Here is a 17,971-nt window from a genome sequence, read left to right as displayed (position 1 = left end):
AAAATAATTATGTAAATCAGGGGAATCAAATGTTTAATAAAAAGATATTAACTACCTCCATCTTAGCGGCGCTTGGCTCAATGTCCATCTCAACTATGGGCTATGCACAAGAAAGCGAAGCGAAAGATATAGAAGTTATTACGGTTTCAGGTATTCGTGGCGGTTTAATGCGAGCTATGGATTTAAAACGTGGCTCTGAAGGTATTGTTGATGCTATTTCAGCAGAAGATATGGGTAAGTTTCCAGATACCAACTTAGCTGAATCTCTTCAACGTATTACGGGTGTTTCTATCAGTCGTGACAACGGTGAAGGTAGCCAAGTAACTGTTCGCGGCTTTGGCGCAGCAAATAATTTAATTACCTTAAACGGTCGCCAGCTACCAACCACAACCGGTAACAGAACATTTGATTTTGCTAATATTGCCTCTGAAAGTGTTTCAGCAGTAACCGTTTATAAAACATCAAATGCAGCCGTTACCTCAGGTGGTATTGGTGCAACAATTGATTTGCAAACTCATAAACCACTAAATTATAAAGAAACAAAAGCATCGTTAGGTGTAAAACTTGTTGAAGATACCTCAACAGAGCAAGGTAGTACTACACCAGAGTTAAGTGGTATTTACTCAACTACTTCTGCAGATGAAACATTTGGTGTTTCTATTTCTGGTAGCTACCAAGAACGTGAAAGTGGAATGCAACAATTTACTGACTCTCAAGGTTACAGAGGAAGTGAATACACAAATACAGGTTGGGGTGGTGTACCTGCTGGTGAAGCAGGTGGTACAAATAGACCAACTAGCGGTATTTATTCAAACCCTCAACAACCACGTTATGTATTTGAAGAACGTCAACGTGAACGTGTTAATGGTCAACTAGTTTTACAATACCGACCTGTAGACAATATTACCGCAACTTTAGATTATACTTTAGTACGTAACACGGTTGAAACACAGCATACTGATGCTTCGGTATGGTTCAATTATGCTGGTGATAGAAGTGAATCAGTTTGGGCCGGTGAACCTAATGCTTATCCGCTTATTTACTCTGAAATTTATGAAATTAACAGTGATGCAGATCTTAAAGATAGCTCGTTAACTGTTGGTTCTTGGGGACGTGAAGAAAAAACTGATTCAATCGGTTTAAATATTGAGTGGCTAGTTAATGATGCACTGACACTTACATTAGATCATCATGATTCTAAAGCTTCTATGGGGGCAACTGATCCACGCCACGGTACAGGTAACAACATTCAATTACCTTCATATACTCGTACTCGTACAGGTGTTGATTTAACGGGTGGTTTACCTGGGATAGCAACTGGTGATATTGAATCATTTAATCCTGAAACTATGCGTTTATCAGGTAGTTGGTTTGCGAACGATAAATACTCTTCTGAAGTTAACCAAACACAATTAAGTGGTGAGTACTTTATTAACAACAACTTAAGTATTGATTTTGGTGCGGGTGTTAATACGGTTAATAACCATTATCGTCATACTCAAGTACAGCGTGCTGATTGGGGTGGTGTAGGTGTTGCAGGTGATTTTGCTGATATTAATTGGCGCGAAGATACTATCTTAGATAAGTTCCAAGAAAGCCCCGGTAACTTTGACGGCACAGCAACACAGTCAGAATATGATTTATTCAATCGTATATTCTTTGCTGATTTTGATGAAATAGTACGCGCAGCAGAATTTGCAGATCCGTTTGCAAATGTTGATACGTTATGGGGTGATTGTTTAGCTCCAGCAGGTGCTTCAGCAGGGCCAAATGGTGAAGGTCATTTCTGTCCATCATCTAACTTTGATGCAGATACTAACCGTTTTACTGAAGAAAAAACCACATCATTATTCTTTCAATTTAATTATGAAAGCGAAATTGGCGTCATGCCGTTCAGTGCATACTTAGGTCTTCGTTATGAAAAAACCAAAGTAGATTCTAAAGCAACTGCACCAGGTTATAGTAGTGTTATATGGAGTGAAGCAACTTCAACAGCTGTTACGGGTGTTACAGGTATAGAAACACAAGTTAAAAAGGCTGATTACAGTTATGTTTTACCTGCTTTAAATATTAATTTAGAAGTAACAGACGATATAACGCTAAGAACAGCATTAAGTAAAACAATTTCCCGCGCAAGCTATAATAGCTTACAAGGTGGAACATCAGTTAACACGGGTGGTAGCTTAAGTGGTTATTCAGGAAGTACAGGTAACCCTGAACTTAAACCTTTAGAGTCTGTTAACTTTGATTTTTCAGCTGAATGGTATTACGAAGAAGGTAGCTATGTATCTTTAGGTTACTTCAGAAAAGACGTAACTAACTGGATAACAACGACAAACGTAGATTCGCAAATTTATGATTTACCAAATCCATTAGATGGTGAGAAATTTGACGCAGCTGTAACCGCTTTAGGTCCAGGAGCTACAAATCAACAACTTCGTACTTATATATTCGAAAATTATGCTGATGATCCAAATGTACAACCTAAATTTGACGAGCTTGGTGAGTTAGATGGCGGTACCATAATTGGTGACCCACTTACCGATAACACAGTAACATTTGGTCTTAATGTTCCTGTAAATGGTGATAACAAATACACGGTTGATGGTTTAGAGTTTAACGTTCAACACTTATTTGGTGACTCAGGTTTTGGTGGTATATTTAACTATACTATGGTTGATACCGACCTCGCATACGATAATACTTCTCTTGATGATACTGAAGCTTTACAAGGCTTGAGTGATACAGCTAACGTTGTTGCCTTTTATGACAAAAACGGCTTCCAAGCACGTATAGCTTATAACTGGCGTGATAAGTACTTAACTGAACGTCGTATAAATTCTGATTTAACAGCACCTATTTATACAGAAGCTTATTCTCAACTTGATTTCAATGTCAGTTATGAGATCCCATCTGTTGAAGGGTTAACTGTATTTTTCGAAGGTATTAACATTACTGATGAATACACTAAAAACGTAGGTCGTGTAAGTCAATTGACTTATCAGTTAACACAAACGGGTGCTCGTTACGCTTTAGGTGCTAGATATAACTTTTAATATTTACAGTATGTAAATAAAGTTTTTAACCTAAGTTAAACATAATCAAAAGCCGCTTTTATAGTGGCTTTTTTTTTATGCTTATTTTTGTTGATTTAGTTATATTAATCTATTTGGCATTTCCCCAATTTCCACTTCGATTTTATGAAACAAGCATCTTCAAGTGAAATGGATATATAAGCTTACTATTGGAAAAATAACTCAACAGGCACTAAAGTTTACCTTATTATAGTTATTGCTTCTTTATTTACTTAACCATATAAGAACCCGGCTTAATAGATGTTTTTCTGGCAGATACTTTCCTGATTTCATCGTTAAACCTACTTGAAATAGACCAACTATTGACGCGAAATTTAACTTGGAGTAATAAAAACTATCTAGCTAGCGCATAAGTTGAAAGAGTACTTTTTAACTTATTTAAAATCATTAAAAATATATTAGCCGAGTTGGGATCACTTAATAATCTGTCCTTGATCACCTTGACTAGTAATTCAATTACTTACTTGTTATAGTCAAATAAACTTTAAGTTGTTAGTGAGTGAGTGAGTGAATAAGTTAAAGCATTAAAAATTTATTGATGACAGGGATAGCAAGTTTACGTTTCTTGAATGGTTAAGTGGTACAGATGCAATCAGAAATAAAAAAAATAGTTATTATTGGTGGCGGCACAGCAGGTTGGATTACTGCAGGATTAATTGCGGCTAAACATTTAGCCGCTAATTCTACTTCATTATCAATCACTGTTATTGAGTCTCCTAATGTTCCTACGATAGGAGTAGGTGAAGGTACTTGGCCTTCAATGCGAGAAACCTTAAAAACAATAGGTATTAATGAGGCTGATTTATTTACTTATTGTGATGCAAGTTTTAAACAAGCGTCTAAATTTGTCAATTGGGAAAAGCTGCCTGACGAGGACGTTGCAACTCATCCTTTAGATAATGCTTACTTTCATCCTTTTTCTCTCCCCGCAGGGATCAATAAATTAGATTTAGGTGCATATATTGGTGAACAGTCTTCGTTAGTTTCATCGTCTCAAACTTTTGCACAGCAAGTATGTTTTCAGTCTATATTGTGTGAAAAAAATTTAGCGCCAAAACAAATTACTCATAAAGTTTACGATTATGTGGCTAATTATGGTTATCATTTAAATGCCACTAAATTTGCTGAACTACTAAAAGCTCACTGTTTAAATAAACTGGGTGTTCAGTATATTTCAGCCCATATTACTCAAATAAATAATGATAAAGTTGGTGATATTTCTTCTCTAAGTACCGACATAGCAGGCGTTATTGAAGGGGATTTATTTGTTGATTGTTCAGGTTCGCAATCACTATTGTTAGGTAAGCATTATAATATTGAATTTTGTTCAAAAAAATCTGTATTGTTTAACGACTCTGCGCTTGCTGTTCAGATTCCATATGAAAACCCAGAAGCAACGATTGCTTCAAGTACGCTTTCAACTGCACAAACAGCCGGTTGGATTTGGGATATAGGTTTACAATCTCGTCGTGGTGTCGGTCATGTGTTTTCTAGTCGCCATACCAGCGATGAAAACGCTAAACAAGAATTACTACAATATATAAAACAGTCGGGAACAAGTGTAAATATTGATGATCATTCTATAAGAAAATTATCCTTTACCCCTGGTTACTATAAAAAGTTTTGGCATCGTAACTGCGTTGCTGTAGGAATGTCAGCAGGCTTTATTGAGCCCTTAGAAGCTTCGGCTTTAGCTATGGTTGAACAAGCCGCTCAAATGATCAGCGAACAATTACCAACAACTAAACTCACTATGGAGATAACAGCCAAACGCTTTAATGAAAAGTTCACTCAGCATTGGCAGCAAATTATTGAGTTTTTAAAATTGCATTATGTGCTATCTAAACGAATAGACTCTAGCTATTGGCTTGATAATAAAGATCCGTTAACGATCCCTCAATCTTTACAAAATATGTTGGAATTATGGAAGTTTCAATCACCATCTTCATACGATATTCCACATAATAACCCATTGTTTCCTGCAGCAAGTTATCAGTATGTTTTGTATGGTATGAATTTTACAACTGAGCGATTAAGGGTAAATAATCAGAACGAGCAATTAATGCATCAAGTGTTATCCGATATACAAAATAAACGACAACAATTGGTTAAAGCGATGGGGACTAACAGAGACCTTATTAATAAAATAAAACAGTATGGTTTAACAAACATTTAACTTGGTGATCTATACGTAAATAACAAAGAACTTATAAAATAAAAATAACAATTACAAAACTATAACGGGGAATTTCATGGCAAACCATGTACTACTAAATAATATTGAACATAAAAATTTAAAAATTAATGGTGAATGTTCAGCGGCAATGGGCGATAACGTATGGTATGCACAAACCTTTCCTATTGAGTTTAGAAGTGCTCAAGCGCATTATCCTATCTTATTTCAAAAAGACAGTAACACTGGGCAGTTTATGCCAATTACTTTGTTTGGTTTTGAAGATGAAGGTAATTTATTTTTAAAAGAAAGCAAGTGGGACGCAGCCTATATTCCGTTAGCGGTACAACGACTGCCTTTTTATATAGCGCAACAGAGCGTAGTAAAAGATGGCGTAAACGAGCAAGAGCGTGTTATTACCATTGACTTAGATTCCCCTAAAGTAAGTACAGATCAAGGTATAGATTTATTTTTAGAGTATGGCGGTAACAGCGATTATTTAGAACATATGGCTAATGTTTTAGAAGCATTGCATATTGGTTTACAAGAAAATGATGACTTCATAGAAGCGATGGTTACATGTGAATTATTGGAATCAGTGACTTTAGATATTGAATTAAATGACGGTAGTAAAAACCAGTTAATGGGCTTTTATACCATTAATGAAGATAATTTAAATAATCTATCACAAGACAAATTAATAAGATTACACAACGCAGGGTTCCTCCAAGCTGTGTATATGGTGATTGCATCACAAGTACACATCCATGACTTAGTCGCACGAAAAAATGCTCAACTAACCGCTTAGTTATTATTTATGTTATTTATAAAAAATACAGTAAAAACCCTTTTTGACGTAACGCCGAGTAATATTAGCGAAGCAATATTAACTTCTGACGAGCCTTTAGTGCTTAAAGGTTTTGGGAGTGATTGGCCTATTGTTAAAGCAGCACAACAGTCTAACGAGCAAGCGGTTAAATACCTTAAAAAAATGGAAAAAGGTATTGCCATTAATGCTTGCTATTTAGAGGCTAAAGAGCAAGGGCGTATTTTTTATAATGATGATATGAGTGGTTTTAACTTTCAAACTAAAACGCAAATATTAAGCGACGTATTAACTGAAATACTCGAACAAGCTAATGCTAAAGTACCTAAAACTATTTATATAGGTTCAACCAGTATTAAACAAATATTGCCTAGCCTTGTAGAAGAAACATTAGCATCGCCATTATTGTCTAACGCCATTTATAACATTTGGTTAGGTAATAAAAGTAAGGTTGCCGCACATTTTGATTTCTTACAAAACTTAGCCTGTTGTGTAGTAGGTAAAAGGCGTTTTACTTTATTTCCACCTGACCAAATAAAAAATCTTTATTGTGGGCCATTAGACAAAGCGCCCGGTGGTCAGCCAATTAGTATGGTTGACTTTGATCAACCTGACTTTGAGAAATACCCTAAGTTTAAAGCAGCTATCGATACTGCTATGGTTGTAGAACTCGAAGCAGGTGATGCTATTTTATTGCCTAGTATGTGGTTTCATCATGTAGAAGGGTTGGGTGATCTTAACGTACTCCTTAACCATTGGTGGAGGACAAGCCCAGCCTATATGGGCAATCCTACCGATACACTTCATCACGCCATATTAAGTATTAGAGATTTACCTAAAGCACAGCGTAATGCATGGAAGCATTTATTTGACCATTATGTTTTTGAGCATGATAAAGATAACTTTAATCATATTATAAACAGTGCAAAAAGCATTCTTGACAGCCCGTTAAACGAATTACAAGCGCGAAGTTTAAGAGCCAATTTACAAAACAAATTAAGACGTTAGTGCCATTTTAGATGCACTCACTTTTAACATTATTAACAGAGTAGGAATTACATCATGAATTCATCAGCAATTAAGAATGTGGTTATTGCCGGCGGTGGCACGGCAGGTTGGATGGCTGCGGCAGCATTTGGTAAGTTGTTAGGTAAAAATTTAAATATTACCTTAGTGGAGTCAGATCTTATTCCTACGGTTGGTGTAGGTGAAGCCACTATTCCTACATTACATATATTTCATGACCTTTTGAAAATAAAAGAAGCTGATGTAATGAAGGCAACTAACGCCACTTTTAAGTTAGGTATTTCTTTTGAAAATTGGCGCGATGTAAATCAAGACTACATTCATTCTTTTGGTTATTTAGGTCAAGGTTGCTGGGCGGCAGGTTTTCAGCATTTTTGGGTTAAAGGAAAACAGCAGGGCATGGTTAGCGAAATAGGTGACTATTGTCCTGAACATGTAGCAAGTAGGCGTGGTAAATTTGCTGTTGTACCGAAACAAGACCGTAATTATGCTTATCACCTTGATGCTGGGTTATATGCTAAATTCTTAAGAGCTATGGCTGAAGAACATGGTGTGAAACGTGTTGAAGGTAAAATTAATCAAGTTAACGTTAATGAAGAGAACGGCTTTATTCAATCAATAGCATTAGATAACGGTAAGCTTATTGAAGGCGATTTATTCATCGATTGTACTGGTTTTAAAGGATTGTTGATTGAACAAGCCTTACATACGGGCTACGAAGATTGGAGCCATTGGTTGCCGTGTGATAGTGCTATTGCAGTGCAGACCAAAATACAAAAGAAAACAGTACCATACACTCGTTCTATTGCTCATAAAGCAGGTTGGCAATGGCAAATACCGTTACAAAATAGAATGGGTAACGGTGTTGTATTTTGTAGTAAACATCTATCAGACGAAGACGCTAAAGAATTACTACTTAATAACATAGAAGGTGAGTTGCTTAACGAACCTCGCGTTATTAAATTTAAAACGGGCACACGTCGCAAACATTGGAACAAAAACTGTGTTGCTGTTGGGCTTTCTAGTGGGTTTATTGAGCCACTTGAGTCAACGAGTATTCACTTAATTCAACAGAGTATTATTCGCTTAATGCAAAACTTGCCTTCAAAAAATATGGAGCAAGCAAATATTGACGATTTTAATAACAAAATGCGTTTTGAAATAGACAACATTAGAGACTTTATCGTGTTGCATTATCATGTGACACAACGTGCGGATAGTCCCTTTTGGCGTTACTGCAAAAATATGGAAATACCTGAAACCTTACAACAGCGCATCGACTTATTTATAGAAAACGGTAACGCTTATAAAACTGAACGCGAGCTTTTTGGCGAAACCTCTTGGATTCAAGTGATGATAGGACAAGGTCTAATGCCTAAGTATTATCACCAAATCGTCAACATGATGTCTGATACAGAATTAAAAAGCTTTTTAGATAACATAAAAATGACCATTGAACGCCGTGTAAATAGTTTTCCTGATCATAATGAATTCATTAAAAATTATTGTAAATCAACGGTAGCTTAACATCTATGATTAAGGTTAATCGTCAAGCAACATTTAGCATTGAATATATTGGACAAGATAAAACGCCAATAATTATTTTTGATAATTATATCGAAAACGTTGATGACTTAGTTAATGACATTGTTGAAAATGGCCAATTTAAACCAGATGAAATAAGCTATTATCCTGGGGATCGGTCAGCAATCCCTAAATCCATTATAGTTAGCTATTTAAAGCCATTGATGGACGCTTTATACCGAGTGTATAAAGTGCCAAATAATTTACAACCGGCTCCAAAAGACAATTATTTTTCACTTATATCAACGAAACCTAAAGAACTTTCGGCAATGCAATCTTGGCCGCATTTTGATACACCTAATCCTAATCTTATTGCTATTATTCATTACATAAATAAGAATGAGCATGGTGGTACCGCTTTTTTTAAACATAATAAAAGTGGCTTGGATCGTATTGATAATCAAAGTATAGAAACTTACTTAAAACATGCTGATAACTATTTTACTTCATTAAATACAAATACTTTTGACTACTGCGATGAACAACATAGTGAATTTACTTGTTATAAAAAAATAGCCTACAAACCAAATCGCTTAATTATTTTTCCGGGACAATTACTGCATTCAAGCTTAGTGAATACCGACACGGATCTTAGTTCAAATCCTGAAGAAGGGCGCCTTACTGCTAACATGTTTATTGAATTTAATTGACCTCGTATTTTAATTTAGAAATTGTAATATCTAATCGAAAAGCAGTCATTTTATTTCATGACAAAAATCACCCGGAAATCACCAAGTTTTCTGAAAAACTAAGTTTATTGTTGAATAATCAAGTTCAAAAATAAGGGGTATTCAGCACCAAAAACCACTGGATACCATGGGTATGACGTTTTATGTTACTTTATAGGGGAATGTTTCTAGAGCGCAAAATACTATACGATTCATGGAAAGAATACTGGATGTATAAATGAAGTTATTAACCAAGGTTTTAGCAACGGTTAAAAATCATAAAGCTAACCCATTTCAGGTTAGCTTTATTAATTGTAAAATAGCGACTTAATTACCGATTTTCTATTTTGATAAGTAGAATGCTATTTGCTGTAGTCTAGGAAAATGATCTTAAGCGTATTTAGTTGCTAATTAAAAATGATATTTATGGACTAACTCTGTTTTGTTAAAAACAATAACGTTAAACCTTGTGTAGTATCTTCGGTATATCGGCAAGTGATAACTCTTTTCCACCTTGTTGCATCGACTGGTAAATCTTTTCAACAATATACATATCGCGCATGCCCATTTCACCTGGCACCAAGACGTCGGTATTGTTTAATACACTAGTGGCAAAGGAGTCCATTTGTAGCACTTGCTCGTAAACCGCGTTGAACGGCATATTACCTTCTGGTGTAAAGCCTTTAAGGCCGTCATACATATAAGCGGGACCTAGTCCGAACTTACCTTTGTCGGCTGTCGCAACCAAACTATCCTGGTAGTCCTGCTCGTAACTGCTTACAGAATTAACAACCGCACCCGATTTAAATTTCAATGTCCATTCTAGCGAGCCTTCTACCGTTTTCCATGCGGCTCTATTAACTGTTGTATCTCTTGCGCTAACGCTAATAGGTAATTCACCTAAGGTATAAATAGCACCTTGAATACAATAAAGACCTATATCCATTAACGGTCCGCCACCAGAATATTTTTTATCAGCACGCCATTGCGATAGATCTCCCATTTTAAAACTAAAATTTGCCTGCATGGAGTTAACTTTGCCATACACTTGATTTTGACCAAGACGCATCATTTCAAGATTATGTGGTTCGTAATGCAAACGGTAACCAATACCTAGCTTTACTCCTTGTTTTTTACAAGCATCAATAACTTGTTGGCATTCAGCCACTGATACAGCCATTGGTTTTTCACTAATAACATGTTTACCTGCTTTGGCAGCGCGAATTGAATATTCGGCATGCATTGAGTTTGGCAACACGACATAAACAATATCAATATCGTCGTTGTGGGCAATGTCGTCAAAATTGTCGTAGTTATAAACATTTTTATCTGGAATATTATATTTTTGTTGCCACTGTTTTTCTTTAGATTTTGTGCCAGTGACAATACCTGCGAGATAACAGTTTTCTGTTTCAAGCAGTGCTGGTGCTAATTGGCTTTCGGCATAATTTCCCAAACCAACAAGTGCAATACCAAGTTTTTTATTATTCCCTTTTTTTGCCGCAACTAAACCAGAGAAGGAAAGGGTAGAGAATCCTAATACAGCAAGACCTGTGATAGAGTTTCCTATAAATTTTCGTCTGGTAATTATTTGTGGTTTTTCGTTTGTTTTTTTCATCATAAATCCTCATTATCTAGAATTAATATTATGATTAAAAATATACTCTTATTTGATTGGAAATACATGTTTAATAAGAGTTGGCAACTAATTTGCCATTAGCATTAAAATAAATGGTGCTATAAATGTGAGCTGGTTTTAAAAACTTAAACTACTGAAGCAAGTATTTCCTTGGGCTTTATCATTTTGGTGTTTTTTCTTTAGCGGCTGTTGATCTTTCAACTCCACAATATAACCGAATGGAATAACTTAAATGAGTCAAATTTTTCAATCATCGCATATTACAACTTTTTATTTGCCTATCTATACAAGTAAATAATATGTCTCAGAATTTTAATTGGCCAAATAATAAATCGGCAACAGTTAGCCTTGCTTTCGATGATGCACTTGATAGCCAATTAGATAATGCGATTCCAGCATTAAACAAACATAACTTTAAAGGCTCATTTTGTTTCAACTAGCTCCCCCCCAAAATAAACTATCTTTCAAAATTATGTAGCAAAAAATCAATCAATGCTTGTACGCGGAGAATTTTATAACGCGCCTGTGGGTAAACCAGCGACACTATACTGTCGTTTAATTGCCAATCGTCAAATACCGTTACTAAGCGTCCTTGCGCTAGGTCATCTTTAATATGGTAATCGGTTAAACGCGCAATGCCTTGATGATTTAATACGGCAAGGCGGCTGACATGTCCATTCGCACAGTGAAATTTTCCTTTTAGGGTTAACTCATAATTTTCACTTGTTCTTTCATTATTCCCTAACAAATTTGGTTGAATAAATGGCCATTTGTTAACCGATCCTAAAATAATGTTATGTTCGAGTAAATCTTTAGGATGGCTAATTTTTTTGTGTTGATGTAAATATTCTGGTGAAGCACAAACGTGTGTTTTATAACGTGTTAGCGGTCGAGCAATCAAATTTGAATCGGGTAAAGAACCCATGCGCACTACAATATCGTATTGTTGGGCAATTAAATCGACGTGCACGCTGCTAAAATCTAAGGTGATAATTACATCAGGATGTTGATCCATAAATAGAAAAAGTAACGGTGTAAAAATTTGCTCACCAAAAACACCGCCTACCGCATTAATTCTTATTTCCCCTGCCAAAGTTTGTTGATCTTCTTGTGCTTGGTCAATTGCTTGCTCTATACAGGATAATCCCTGAGTGCATTGATGATAAAACTGTTCTCCAATATCGGTTAGCATAATAGATCGTGTTGAACGATGTAATAACTGCACGCCTAAGTTTTTTTCTAGTTGGGTAATTAATTGCGACACTCTTGAACGCGAACTGCTTAACGTGTTGGCCGCTGCACTAAAACTTCCATCATCAACCACGCGAAGAAATTCAGGTATACCTTGCAGCTTTTTTTTATCGAACATCTTTCATATCCTTACAGGGGGGAACCATTGCTAAATAGATTGTTTAATAATATTGAACAATGGGTTTAAAGTATAGGTATATGTAAACAATATTTTATTAGGTAAACTCATATTGTTACTTATGTTATTGCTAATGAATTTACTAATACTAACGATGATAGGAAGAACAAGCGATGGAACACTTTCGATGGGGTCTTATTGGACCTGGGCGCATTGCTGAAAACTTTGCTCAAGCATTAACCGTGATAGATGATGCCGAACTTTATGCGATTGCTAGTCGCAATGAACAAAGAGCGGCAAATTTTGCTAATAAATATAAAATTGAAAATATCTATCTAGATTACAATGAACTAGTGAACGATAGAAAAATTGATGCTGTTTATATTGCCACACCACATCGTTTTCATTATGAACAAATTAAATTATGTTTAGAATCCGGTAAAGCGGTGCTTTGTGAGAAGCCATTAACAGTGAATGCCGCGCAATCGCAAGAGCTAATGTTACTGGCAAAATCTAAAGGTCTGTTTTTAATGGAAGCGGTTTGGACACGCTTCCTGCCTATTTATAAGCAAGTTAAAAATTGGTTAGATTCGGGTGTTATCGGTGAAGTGAAGTCGTTACAGTCGAGCTTTGGTTTTTGTATACCAAGAGATCTAGACGACCGACTATATAATCATGATCTAGCGGGTGGCGCTTTATTAGACATGGGCATATATAACATCACTATCTCACAATGGGTTTACGGTCAAAACCCTGAATCTATTCAAGCGGTGTCATTATTAACTGAAACAGAGGTTGATGAACATACCTCTGTAAGCATGCAGTACAGCAATGGTCGATTTTCACAGTTTACTTGTAGTTTTATGGCAAAACACCGTAACGATTTTTGTATTTATGGTACTAAAGGCCACATTAAAGTACATGATATGTTTTGGTGTACAAATAAAGCGACATTAGTGACCGAAAGTGAAACATTAACGGTAGATCAACCTTTCCGTTCAACAGGTTTTGAATACGAAATTGAAGAAGCAATGTCCTGTATTCGTGCAGGTTTATTAGAAAGCCCTGGTATTACTCATCAAGATACGCTCGCTACTATGACGATTATGGATACTATTCGACATCAAGTCGGGCAAAAATATCGTTTTGAATAATTAATCTATGCTCGATACATAATAGCTTAGCCATGATTGGGTAAATCCAATTTAAAAGGTAAATAATAATGAAAAAAAGAATATTAGGCAGTACCGGCTTTGACGTTTCTGAAATCGGCCTGGGTTGTTGGCAATTAGGCAATGATTTTGGTCCCCTTGAAGATAAACAAGCACAAGATATATTATCAACGGCAACAAATGAAGGTATCAATTTATTAGATACTGCTGATGTATATGGCGGTGGTATTAGCGAAGAACGTATCGGAAAATGGTTGAAAAAAAGTAACGAAAAACCTTTTGTTATCACTAAGGTTGGCCGAGGCGGTACGTTATTTCCAGCGGGTTACACGAAAGCTAAAGTAAAAGAAAATATACAAGGCTCACTAACACGTTTAGGTCTTGAGGCTTTAGATTTAGTACAGCTACATTGTATCCCTCCTGAAGTATTACGCGATGGAGAAATATTTAACTGGTTAGAAGACTTTCAACAACAAGGGCTGATTAAAAACTTTGGTGCCAGTGTTGAAATGATTGATGATGCAATATTTTGCTGCCAAGTACCTAAGCTTGCTACGGTACAAATTATTTTTAATATTTTCAGACAAGCAGCGATTGAAACATTATTACCAAAGGCTGCTGAAAATAATATCGGCGTTATTGTTCGTTTACCCTTAGCGAGTGGGTTGTTAAGTGGAAAAATGACTAAAAACCAACAGTTTTCAGCGCAAGATCATCGTCATTATAATAAAGACGGTGCTGCGTTTCACGTCGGTGAAACGTTTAATGGGTTACCGTTTAATAAAGGCGTTGAATTAGCTGATCAGCTTAAAGCAATGCTACCTAGTCATTTAAACTTATTAGAAACCTCGTTACGTTGGTTATTAGATCAACCACAGATCAGCACTATTATTGCTGGAGCAAGTAGCACGCAACAGGTAATAAATAATGCCCAGGTGAGTAACTTGACTCCCCTTGATGAAGAGGTAGATAAACAATTAAAAATGTTTTATCAATCTCAAGTAAAGCAACATATTCGTGGCGGAATATAATTTCACTATAAAATTAATGATTAAGCTAAGTTAAATTAACTTAGCTTAACTAAGAGGTTAAACAGATGAGAATTATAACGTCAATAATATTACTCTTTATTATTTTTAGCTCAACGATCTTTGCAAAAGATTCGATTGAATCTCAAGCTGACCGCTTACATCAATACGCAGGGCTTTGGGTAAGTAGTGAACATGCTAATACTGATAAAGTCGCTGCATTTCCTGCGATTAAAATGAACAATATTTCAACAATGAATCGTCAATCGATGCAAGTTGAAGTACTTCAATACAAAAATGGAAAATACACATCTCTTCTCACCGAATTAATTGGTTACGATGCTAAGAGCGACAAAATAATCGCGTTAGGACAAAACCAAGAAGGAGAGGTTTTCAAAGGAATAGGGCACTTTTCTTCTGACACAAAGTGGAGAATGAAAGATGTTGATATGCTCGGTGATTTTTATTTAGAGGTTGAATTTAACTTTCAAACGCCGACAAATGTATTACTCGAAGGGTTCGATGCATTAGGTAAAAGCCTTTGGAAAACGCGGTATATAAAGGCTAATCCTAAAGATAAAAATATTGGTATTCAATTAGTTTCTGTTCATCAAGAAATGTTAAAAGATCCAAAAGGAACCCTTAAAGAGTTAGGGAGAATGGGCTATAGCTATGTTGAAACATTTGTTTATGATGATGGCACTTTTTATGGAATGTCGCCAACAGAATTCCGTAACCTAGTTGAAGCCAACGGTATGCAATTTCTAGGTTCAATGACATTTCACGATCTTCCTGCAATCGATGACTGGGAAAGTGCTTTGATGTGGTGGTCTAATACCATCGATGACCATGTAGAAGCTGGTGTAAAATATTTAACAACCTCTAATAATCAACTCAAATCGGTAAAGTCCAAAGAAGAGTTAAAACGTTACAGCGATTATTATAATGCCATAGGTAAATTATGCAGTGAAAAGGGCATTACCTTTGCTTTTCATAACCATGCAGATGAATTCAATTCGGTCGAGGGTATTCAGATATATGATTACTTTTTACAAAACACCAACCCTAAATATGTTTACTTTCAAGCCGACATTTATTGGATGGAAATGGGAGGGGTAAAACCTGTCGATTATTTTAAAAAATACCCAAATCGTTTTATAAGTTGGCATATCAAAGACTATAAAGAATTGGGCGCTAGCGGCAAGATAGATTGGATGGAATTATTTCATCATCAAGATTTTGATGTGCCAAAATATATGGTTGCAGAGGTAGAAGATTATTCATACCCTCCAATGTATAGCGTACAGCTGGCATGGGAATATTTATATTATACGATTTTAGATTAGTAATCTCATCAAGGATGGATAACGATCAAAAATGAGATGAATGAAAACAAGTGAAGGGAAATATAACCGTAAATGATTCATCGACTTTCAGCTGCTGATAGAAACACAACAGCTGATTGCGACAGCTGCAGTTAACGTTGTTTTTTCCAGCAATCATCACTTGGAAATAAGTGAGTACCTGTGGATATATCAAGTGGTTTTGCTAACCAATTCTTTGTTGTTTCCACCCAGAGGACAAAGTGAGGCGTTTTTGTGTGTTCTTCAAAGGTCGCTTCATCTTTATAGACCTCGTAAAGATGAAGAAGGTTTGGGTCGTCTTGGTCTTGAACTATGTTAAAGAGGAAGCAATTTGCTTCATTTTTCACTGAACCGCGAGCATCATCAAACATAGCGTCAATAAACTCTTTTTTATGTTCTGGCTTAATAGTAACTTTTACAATTACGGCAAACATTTTCTTCTCCTTTAGTTATAAAATCTTGTTGAATAATAATAATACATTATGTAATTGTTCAACAAGATTTTAACTAGCTATTAATGATAAAGTTTTACTTAAATACCAGATCAAAAACAGCTAAAATTAAATTAATTGGGTCTGCTTTTACAAGCTTTTTAATACTTTAATTACTTCGCTAGGCTCTTGTCTTAATGTGTAATCTTCTTCAACAAAAGCACTCGCTATTGTGCCATCTTGCGCGACAACAAATGTTGCAGCTAAAGGTAAGTCAAATTGGTTTGCACCATTATGTTCTTCAACTTCAATACCAAACGATGAATAAATAGGACGTAGCTCTTCAGGTAATGTAAAAACTAGGCCTAAATCTTTAGCGTATTTAGCGTTAGTATCTGTTAATACCTCAAACTGTAACTCATTTTTTTCAGTGGTTGAAAGTGATGCGTCAGCTAGCTCTGGAGTAATCGCAACTAATGTTGCACCAAGTGCTTTAATTTCTGCAAGTGAGTCTTGATATGCACGTAACGCTAAATTACAGTACGGGCACCAGCCACCACGATAAAAAGTAATAACAACAGGACCATCCTCTAACAAGCTTGATAATGACACATCAGTGCCTTGTGCATTAACTAACGAAAATTCAGCCAGCTTATCTCCCTTTTTAGGCGTGTTTAATACGATGCCTGAATCAGCAAGGTTTTGTGTCGCTTGCTGCATTAGCGCTTGTATGTCTTGAGGTACATTTTCAGTAAAACCTTTTTTAAATTCGTTTAATTTTTCTGTTAAAGCCATGTTAGATCCTAATATTATTTATTTTTGAACGCTCATTCAATCATGTTTTGAATGAGCGTTCAAGTTGTTTTTTGAATAAACATTCAAAGTGCTGTAATATAGGTTAATCGCATTAATACCAATAATAATGAACGCATCAACTTAGTGCTGCATTCATTAACTCAAATGGTATAACTAGTAAGTAATTTTAGAATGTCTAAAACACAGTTTGATCGACAAGATGTATTGCACAAAGCAACCTCACTTTTTTGGCGAGTTGGTTATAATGCAACGTCAATGCAGGCTTTGTTTAAAGTCACTGGCTTAAAACCAGGCAGTGTTTACCTAGCATTTGGCAATAAAGAAGGATTATTTAAAGAATCACTTAAGTTTTATGCTAGCGCTTCTATCGATAAGTTAAATAAAAAATTCAAACAAAACCAAAGCGTTGAAAAAATTATCTGTGATCTACTCTTTTCTTTTGTTGAAGAAGCCGTACAAAGTGAATATTGCAGCTGTTATTTAGTAAAAAGTCAGCTTGAACTCGATGATCAACCTCAAACTAAACACTATATTGCAGAGTATTTAGCGGCGATTGAAAAAATATATGTAGAGCAGTTAGCCACTATCTATCCCGTTGAAGAAGCACAGATAAAAGCAATGAGTATTATGATACATATTTTTGGGCTGCGAGTTTACGGCTATCACACACAAAATAAGCAGTCGATGTTGTCTAGTTTACAATTAGGTTTACCTTGGTTGCCCTGGCCTTCCTAATTCCAATAAGTCTATTATAGGTTCCTATTATAATTGACGTTTAAT

Annotated in this window: 15 protein-coding genes; 11 read left to right on the top strand and 4 right to left on the bottom strand. The window is 35.7% G+C overall.

Going from position 1 to position 17,971, the window contains the following annotated elements:
* Positions 1-29: 29 nt before the first annotated feature.
* The 6 genes from ESZ39_RS10150 to ESZ39_RS10125 all read left to right on the top strand — a co-directional run bounded on the left by ESZ39_RS10150 (position 30) and on the right by ESZ39_RS10125 (position 9,354).
* Positions 30-3,056 (top strand): TonB-dependent receptor, encoded by a 3,027-nt coding sequence (locus ESZ39_RS10150; RefSeq protein WP_146879797.1) that lies wholly within the window; start codon positions 30-32, stop codon positions 3,054-3,056.
* A gap of 625 nt (positions 3,057-3,681) precedes the next feature.
* Positions 3,682-5,271, top strand: a complete 1,590-nt coding sequence (locus ESZ39_RS10145) for a tryptophan halogenase family protein (RefSeq protein ID WP_146879796.1) — start codon at positions 3,682-3,684, stop codon at positions 5,269-5,271.
* Positions 5,272-5,347: 76 nt separating this feature from the next.
* A complete protein-coding gene (locus ESZ39_RS10140) occupies positions 5,348-6,076 on the top strand; it encodes a SapC family protein (RefSeq protein ID WP_146879795.1) in 729 nt (242 codons plus the stop codon).
* Positions 6,077-6,085: 9 nt separating this feature from the next.
* The gene (locus ESZ39_RS10135) at positions 6,086-7,102 is read left to right on the top strand and encodes a cupin-like domain-containing protein (RefSeq protein WP_146879794.1); all 1,017 of its coding nucleotides are present in this window, start codon (positions 6,086-6,088) and stop codon (positions 7,100-7,102) included.
* Between the two features lie 54 nt (positions 7,103-7,156).
* On the top strand, positions 7,157-8,647 hold the full coding sequence (locus ESZ39_RS10130) for a tryptophan halogenase family protein (protein ID WP_146879793.1): 1,491 nt from the start codon (positions 7,157-7,159) through the stop codon (positions 8,645-8,647).
* Positions 8,648-8,652: 5 nt separating this feature from the next.
* Positions 8,653-9,354 carry a DUF6445 family protein gene (locus ESZ39_RS10125; protein ID WP_146879792.1) on the top strand — a complete coding sequence of 234 codons (702 nt, stop codon included), beginning with the start codon at positions 8,653-8,655 and terminating at the stop codon, positions 9,352-9,354.
* Positions 9,355-9,832: 478 nt separating this feature from the next.
* On the opposite strand, the gene ESZ39_RS10120 is transcribed toward ESZ39_RS10125, so the two are convergent.
* Positions 9,833-10,993, bottom strand: coding sequence for a Gfo/Idh/MocA family protein (locus ESZ39_RS10120; protein ID WP_223270336.1), 1,161 nt, complete (start codon positions 10,991-10,993; stop codon positions 9,833-9,835).
* Positions 10,994-11,310: 317 nt separating this feature from the next.
* On the opposite strand from ESZ39_RS10120, the gene ESZ39_RS18025 reads away from it, so the two are divergent.
* Positions 11,311-11,451 (top strand): hypothetical protein, encoded by a 141-nt coding sequence (locus ESZ39_RS18025; protein ID WP_223270335.1) that lies wholly within the window; start codon positions 11,311-11,313, stop codon positions 11,449-11,451.
* A 17-nt stretch (positions 11,452-11,468) separates the two neighbouring features.
* Here ESZ39_RS18025 and ESZ39_RS10110 read toward each other — a convergent pair whose 3' ends face one another.
* Complete coding sequence (locus ESZ39_RS10110; protein ID WP_146879791.1) at positions 11,469-12,380, bottom strand: LysR family transcriptional regulator; 912 nt, start codon at positions 12,378-12,380, stop codon at positions 11,469-11,471.
* A gap of 173 nt (positions 12,381-12,553) precedes the next feature.
* Here ESZ39_RS10110 and ESZ39_RS10105 point away from each other — a divergent pair, with 173 nt between their 5' ends.
* From ESZ39_RS10105 to ESZ39_RS10095, 3 genes are all read left to right on the top strand, one after another.
* Positions 12,554-13,534: a Gfo/Idh/MocA family protein gene (locus ESZ39_RS10105; RefSeq protein WP_146879790.1), complete on the top strand. Its 981-nt coding sequence runs from the start codon at positions 12,554-12,556 to the stop codon at positions 13,532-13,534.
* Positions 13,535-13,602: 68 nt separating this feature from the next.
* Positions 13,603-14,583 (top strand): aldo/keto reductase, encoded by a 981-nt coding sequence (locus tag ESZ39_RS10100; protein WP_146879789.1) that lies wholly within the window; start codon positions 13,603-13,605, stop codon positions 14,581-14,583.
* Positions 14,584-14,648: 65 nt separating this feature from the next.
* Positions 14,649-15,926 carry a sugar phosphate isomerase/epimerase family protein gene (locus ESZ39_RS10095; protein ID WP_146879788.1) on the top strand — a complete coding sequence of 426 codons (1,278 nt, stop codon included), beginning with the start codon at positions 14,649-14,651 and terminating at the stop codon, positions 15,924-15,926.
* A 131-nt stretch (positions 15,927-16,057) separates the two neighbouring features.
* On the opposite strand, the gene ESZ39_RS10090 is transcribed toward ESZ39_RS10095, so the two are convergent.
* Together ESZ39_RS10090 and ESZ39_RS10085 are read right to left on the bottom strand one after the other, a co-directional pair.
* Positions 16,058-16,378 carry a putative quinol monooxygenase gene (locus tag ESZ39_RS10090; protein WP_146879787.1) on the bottom strand — a complete coding sequence of 107 codons (321 nt, stop codon included), beginning with the start codon at positions 16,376-16,378 and terminating at the stop codon, positions 16,058-16,060.
* A gap of 147 nt (positions 16,379-16,525) precedes the next feature.
* Positions 16,526-17,170 (bottom strand): peroxiredoxin-like family protein, encoded by a 645-nt coding sequence (locus ESZ39_RS10085; RefSeq protein WP_146879786.1) that lies wholly within the window; start codon positions 17,168-17,170, stop codon positions 16,526-16,528.
* A 192-nt stretch (positions 17,171-17,362) separates the two neighbouring features.
* Between ESZ39_RS10085 and ESZ39_RS10080 the strand changes: the two genes are divergently transcribed.
* Positions 17,363-17,926 carry a TetR/AcrR family transcriptional regulator gene (locus ESZ39_RS10080; RefSeq protein WP_146879785.1) on the top strand — a complete coding sequence of 188 codons (564 nt, stop codon included), beginning with the start codon at positions 17,363-17,365 and terminating at the stop codon, positions 17,924-17,926.
* The last annotated feature ends 45 nt before the right edge of the window (positions 17,927-17,971 follow it).

It is taken from the genome of Colwellia sp. C1TZA3 (assembly GCF_007954265.1).
Lineage (GTDB): Bacteria > Pseudomonadota > Gammaproteobacteria > Enterobacterales > Alteromonadaceae > Cognaticolwellia.
This window is presented reverse-complemented; position numbering and strand designations above follow the sequence as displayed.

Excerpts from the sequence above, each read along its gene's own strand:
- ESZ39_RS10150 (WP_146879797.1), top strand. The coding sequence starts at position 30 with ATGTTTAATAAAAAGATATTAACTACCTCCATCTTAGCGGCGCTTGGC.
- ESZ39_RS10145 (WP_146879796.1), top strand. The coding sequence starts at position 3,682 with ATGCAATCAGAAATAAAAAAAATAGTTATTATTGGTGGCGGCACAGCA.
- ESZ39_RS10140 (WP_146879795.1), top strand. The coding sequence starts at position 5,348 with ATGGCAAACCATGTACTACTAAATAATATTGAACATAAAAATTTAAAA.
- ESZ39_RS10135 (WP_146879794.1), top strand. The coding sequence starts at position 6,086 with ATGTTATTTATAAAAAATACAGTAAAAACCCTTTTTGACGTAACGCCG.
- ESZ39_RS10130 (WP_146879793.1), top strand. The coding sequence starts at position 7,157 with ATGAATTCATCAGCAATTAAGAATGTGGTTATTGCCGGCGGTGGCACG.
- ESZ39_RS10125 (WP_146879792.1), top strand. The coding sequence starts at position 8,653 with ATGATTAAGGTTAATCGTCAAGCAACATTTAGCATTGAATATATTGGA.
- ESZ39_RS10120 (WP_223270336.1), bottom strand. The coding sequence starts at position 10,993 with ATGATGAAAAAAACAAACGAAAAACCACAAATAATTACCAGACGAAAA.
- ESZ39_RS18025 (WP_223270335.1), top strand. The coding sequence starts at position 11,311 with ATGTCTCAGAATTTTAATTGGCCAAATAATAAATCGGCAACAGTTAGC.
- ESZ39_RS10110 (WP_146879791.1), bottom strand. The coding sequence starts at position 12,380 with ATGTTCGATAAAAAAAAGCTGCAAGGTATACCTGAATTTCTTCGCGTG.
- ESZ39_RS10105 (WP_146879790.1), top strand. The coding sequence starts at position 12,554 with ATGGAACACTTTCGATGGGGTCTTATTGGACCTGGGCGCATTGCTGAA.
- ESZ39_RS10100 (WP_146879789.1), top strand. The coding sequence starts at position 13,603 with ATGAAAAAAAGAATATTAGGCAGTACCGGCTTTGACGTTTCTGAAATC.
- ESZ39_RS10095 (WP_146879788.1), top strand. The coding sequence starts at position 14,649 with ATGAGAATTATAACGTCAATAATATTACTCTTTATTATTTTTAGCTCA.
- ESZ39_RS10090 (WP_146879787.1), bottom strand. The coding sequence starts at position 16,378 with ATGTTTGCCGTAATTGTAAAAGTTACTATTAAGCCAGAACATAAAAAA.
- ESZ39_RS10085 (WP_146879786.1), bottom strand. The coding sequence starts at position 17,170 with ATGGCTTTAACAGAAAAATTAAACGAATTTAAAAAAGGTTTTACTGAA.
- ESZ39_RS10080 (WP_146879785.1), top strand. The coding sequence starts at position 17,363 with ATGTCTAAAACACAGTTTGATCGACAAGATGTATTGCACAAAGCAACC.